The following is a 4,220-nucleotide window of genomic DNA, read 5'->3' as shown; positions in this document are numbered from 1 at the left end:
GCCTCCGGCCGGGGGGACCCCTACCCCGCCTTCGGCGTCCCAGCCTCCGGCCGGGGGGACCCCTACCCCGCCTTCGGCGTCCCAGCCTCCGGCCGGGGGCGCCCCCATCGCCACTGACCTGCAGGCCGTCCTGGACCGTGCGGCCGCCGGGGGCCGGATCACTCCGGAGGAGGCGCTGGACCTCTACCGCTCCGCGCCGCTGCACGCGCTGGGCTCCGCCGCCGATGCCGTCCGCCGCCGCCGGTACGCCGGGGTCGAGCACATCGCGACGTACATCATCGAGCGGAACATCAACTACACCAACGTCTGTGTGACGGCGTGCAAGTTCTGCGCCTTCTACGTGCCGCCGAAGAGCGACAAGGGCTGGTCCCGCGACCTCGACGAGATTCTGCGCCGCTGCGCGGAGACGGTCGAGCTGGGCGGCACCCAGATCATGTTCCAGGGCGGGCACCACCCGGACTACGGCGTCGAGTACTACGAGCGCGCCTTCTCCGCGATCAAGGCCGAGTTCCCCCAGCTGGTGATCCACTCGCTGGGAGCCTCCGAGGTCGAGCACATGGCCAGGATCTCCGGCGTCTCGATCGAGGAGGCCATCACCCGGATCCACCGGGCCGGCCTGGACTCCTTCGCGGGCGCCGGTGCCGAGCTGCTGCCGGAGCGTCCGCGCAAGGCCATCGCCCCGCTCAAGGAGTCGGGCGAGCGCTGGCTGGAGATCATGGAGACCGCGCACGGGCTGGGCGTCGAGTCCACCTCCACCATGCTGATGGGCACCGGCGAGACCAACGCCGAGCGGATCGAGCACCTGCGCATGATCCGTGACGTGCAGGACCGTACGGGCGGCTTCCGGGCCTTCATCCCGTACACCTACCAGCCGCAGAACAACCACCTCAAGGGCTCCACCCAGGCCACCGTCTTCGAGTACCTGCGCATGATCGCCATCGCGCGGCTCTTCCTCGACAACGTCGCCCACATCCAGGGCTCCTGGCTGACCACCGGCAAGGAGGCGGGCCAGCTCTCGCTGCACTACGGCGCCGACGACCTCGGCTCGGTGATGCTGGAGGAGAACGTGGTCTCCGCGGCCGGGGCCAAGCACCGCTCCAACCTGACCGAGCTGATCCACCTGATCCGGGCCGCCGACCGGGTCCCCGCGCAGCGCTCCACCACGTACCAGCACCTGCGGGTGCTGGTCGACCCGGCCGACGACCCGGTCGACCCCCGGGTGGCCTCGCACATCGCGTCCACCGCGATCGAGGGCGGCACCGCGCACCCCGAGCTGAAGATCCTCAGCACCAGCTGACGGCGCCGACCTGACGACAGGGACCTGACGACACCGATCCGACGAAGCCGACAGTCCATGCTGACGCTGCACCGGGCCGCCGTTCTGCTGGCCGACCCCACCGCCCCGCCGATCGAGGACGGGGCGGTGCTGGTCGACGGCGCCCTGGTGGCGTCCGTCGGCCCGTACCGGCCGGTGGCCGGGGCCCGGGAGCGGGAGTGGGACGGGCTGCTGGTGCCCGGCCTGTGCAACCCGTACGGGCAGTGGCTGCTGGAGCGGGCGTACCACCCGGACCCGCGCGAGGAGCTGGGCAGCGAACCGCTGTCCGGCGACGCGCTGGCCGAGGCGCTCGGCAGGGCGCCCGGCGGTGCGCCCGGCGGGGTGGACCGGGAGTGGCGGGGCGGCAGCGCCAGGCGCGGGCTGCAGCGGATGCTGGCGTACGGGACCACGGCGGTCGCCGGGCCCTTCGACCTGCCCGTGGTACGGACCGCGGTGGCCAGGTCCGGGCTGGTCGCGCTGCCCGGAAACGGTGCCGAGGGCGGTCTCGACCCGCTGGCCGCCGGTGGCCTGAAGGAGACCGTGCACCGGCCGCTGACCGTCGGCGGGCGGGCCGACTTCGCGGTCTTCGGTGTGAGTTCGGTCGCCGAGCTGGAGGCGGTCGGCGCGGGCTGCTGTCTGGCCACGGTGCTCGGCGGACGACTGCTGTACCGGCGGCGCTGAGATCCGGTCCGTTGTTCCCGGCGGATGGCTGGTACACGGACGAAATGTGGCCGGAAACCAGCGTGGATGCTGGTTAGTCCGATGAACTGATTGATCGTTGCCGTGACCTGAGACCCCGCCAGCGGCTACGATCCCGGACAGCCCCTCAGATCACCTCCCCAGTGACCGGAACGGGCCACCTCACCACCGGGCCCCTCCCCAGGAGCCCCGTCCGGCAGCCAGGACAGGAACCATGCGATCCGCGACCGTCCCCCGCTTTCGCAGCGCGCGCCTCGGCCGAGGCTGGTACCTCGCCGCAGTGCTCAGCGCCGTGCTGGCGGTCGGGATGTGCCTGCTCGGCTGGCGCCAGGCCGACCAGGCGGACCGGATCGCCGCGCACCCCGTCCGCACCGAGGGCACCATCACCCAACTGCCCGCCGGAAGCGCCACCTACAGTGCGGTCAGCTACCAGGTCGACGGCCAGCAGCGGACGGCGGCCGACCTCTGGCTCCCCGAGGACGCCAAGGTCGGCGACCGGATCTGCCTGGAGCACGCCGCCGACGACTCCGGCGCCGTCCGGGTCTGCGGCAAGCGCTACCCGCAGCCGGCCGGGGTCGGGCTGGCCCGGGTCAGCGTCCCGGTCGCGCTGCTGCTGTTCGCCGGCTGCGTCGTCCGGATCCGGCGGCACCGCCGGGCCACCCAGGCGTTCCGGCTGCGGACCCGCGGGCGCGGCCGCGGCGCCCGGATCAGCACCACGGTCGCCTTCGCCACCGAGGCGCTCGGCGACGGAATGCCCTCCATCACCCACGGCAAGCGCTCCCGGCGGCGGCGCAGGGGCGGTCGGCGCGCCCTGCGCTGAGCCGGCGCGCTCCCCGCGCGGAGCGCTGTACGCGCACCCGTTGCCGAGTGCGGACCTGCCAGGGTGAACAATGGGGTACGTGACCCGAGCCTCTCTGGACAAGCAGCCGCACGAAGTCGCCGCGATGTTCGACGATGTCGCGGCCAAGTACGACCGCACCAACGACGTGCTCTCGCTCGGCCAGGCCCGCGCCTGGCGGCGGGCGGTGGCCGAAGCGGTGGACGCCAAGCCGGGCGAGCTGGTGCTCGACCTCGGGGCCGGTACCGGCACCTCCTCGCTGCCCTTCGAGGAGGCCGGTGCGACGGTCGTACCGTGCGACTTCTCGGTCGGCATGCTGACCGAGGGCAAGCAGCGCCACCCCGAGCTGGCGCTGACCGCCGGCGACGCCACCAAGCTGCCGTTCGCCGACGGCACCTTCGACGCCGTCACCATCTCCTTCGCCCTGCGCAACGTCCAGGACACCGACGCCGCCCTGCGCGAGATGCGCCGGGTCGCCAAGCCCGGCGGCAAGCTGGTGATCTGCGAGTTCTCCACCCCGACCTGGACGCCGTTCAGGACCGTCTACACCGAGTACCTGATGCGCGCCCTGCCGCCGGTCGCGACCGCGGTGAGCAGCAACCCGGACGCGTACGTCTACCTCGCCGAGTCGATCCGGGCCTGGCCCGACCAGCCCGGACTGGCCGCCAAGCTGCAGGAGGCGGGCTGGTCCAAGGTCGCCTGGCGCAACCTCACCGGCGGGATCGTCGCCCTGCACCGGGGCTTCAACGTCTGAGCCCGGCCGGGGCGTCGGTGCCGGTAGTGGTATCGGTGTCGGCGGTTCGGCTGCCGGGCTGCCGTCGGGGTTGCTGCCGGGTGTCAGTGCTTCGGCCACCGGGTTGATAAGCCCTCGTTAGACTCGTCCGAGCCCGCCTCGGCCCCGCCCGGGCCCGGGCGCGCCCACCGTTGCCCAGACCGACCCGCCGCGTGCAGGAGTGTGCCCACCGTGTCCGAGACCGCAGTCGACCTGAGCGCCGACACCGTCGAGAGCAGCGCCGACGTCATCGTGGTCGGTGCCGGCCCGGCGGGCTCGACCACCGCGTACTACCTGGCCCAGGCCGGGCTCGACGTCCTGCTGTTGGAGAAGACCGAGTTCCCGCGGGAGAAGGTCTGCGGCGACGGCCTGACCCCGCGCGCCACCAAGCAGTTGGTCGACATGGGCATCGACGTCTCCACCGAGAACGGCTGGCTGCACAACAAGGGCCTGCGGATCATCGGCGGCGGCGTCCGGCTGGAACTGGACTGGCCCGAGCTGTCCGCGTACCCCGACTACGGACTGGTCCGCAAGCGCGCCGACTTCGACGAACTGCTCGTCCGTCAGGCCGAGAAGGCCGGCGCTCGGCTGTACGA

Annotated in this window: 5 protein-coding genes; all 5 read left to right on the top strand. The window is 72.6% G+C overall.

Going from position 1 to position 4,220, the window contains the following annotated elements:
* Positions 1–1,297 (top strand): cyclic dehypoxanthinyl futalosine synthase (gene mqnC / locus UK12_RS31980; RefSeq protein WP_231591475.1); only part of this gene is annotated, 1,297 nt, incomplete at its 5' end.
* 57 nt (positions 1,298–1,354) lie between these two features.
* Positions 1,355–1,996 (top strand): hypothetical protein, encoded by a 642-nt coding sequence (locus UK12_RS31975; RefSeq protein WP_045306716.1) that lies wholly within the window; start codon positions 1,355–1,357, stop codon positions 1,994–1,996.
* A 232-nt stretch (positions 1,997–2,228) separates the two neighbouring features.
* Positions 2,229–2,834 (top strand): hypothetical protein, encoded by a 606-nt coding sequence (locus UK12_RS31970; RefSeq protein WP_045306715.1) that lies wholly within the window; start codon positions 2,229–2,231, stop codon positions 2,832–2,834.
* Positions 2,835–2,913: 79 nt separating this feature from the next.
* The gene (locus UK12_RS31965) at positions 2,914–3,606 is read left to right on the top strand and encodes a demethylmenaquinone methyltransferase (protein WP_045306717.1); all 693 of its coding nucleotides are present in this window, start codon (positions 2,914–2,916) and stop codon (positions 3,604–3,606) included.
* A 210-nt stretch (positions 3,607–3,816) separates the two neighbouring features.
* On the top strand, positions 3,817–4,220 hold a 404-nt coding region (locus UK12_RS31960), incomplete at its 3' end, for an FAD-dependent oxidoreductase (protein WP_045306714.1).

It is taken from the genome of Saccharothrix sp. ST-888 (assembly GCF_000955975.1).
Lineage (GTDB): Bacteria > Actinomycetota > Actinomycetes > Streptomycetales > Streptomycetaceae > Kitasatospora.
This window is presented reverse-complemented; position numbering and strand designations above follow the sequence as displayed.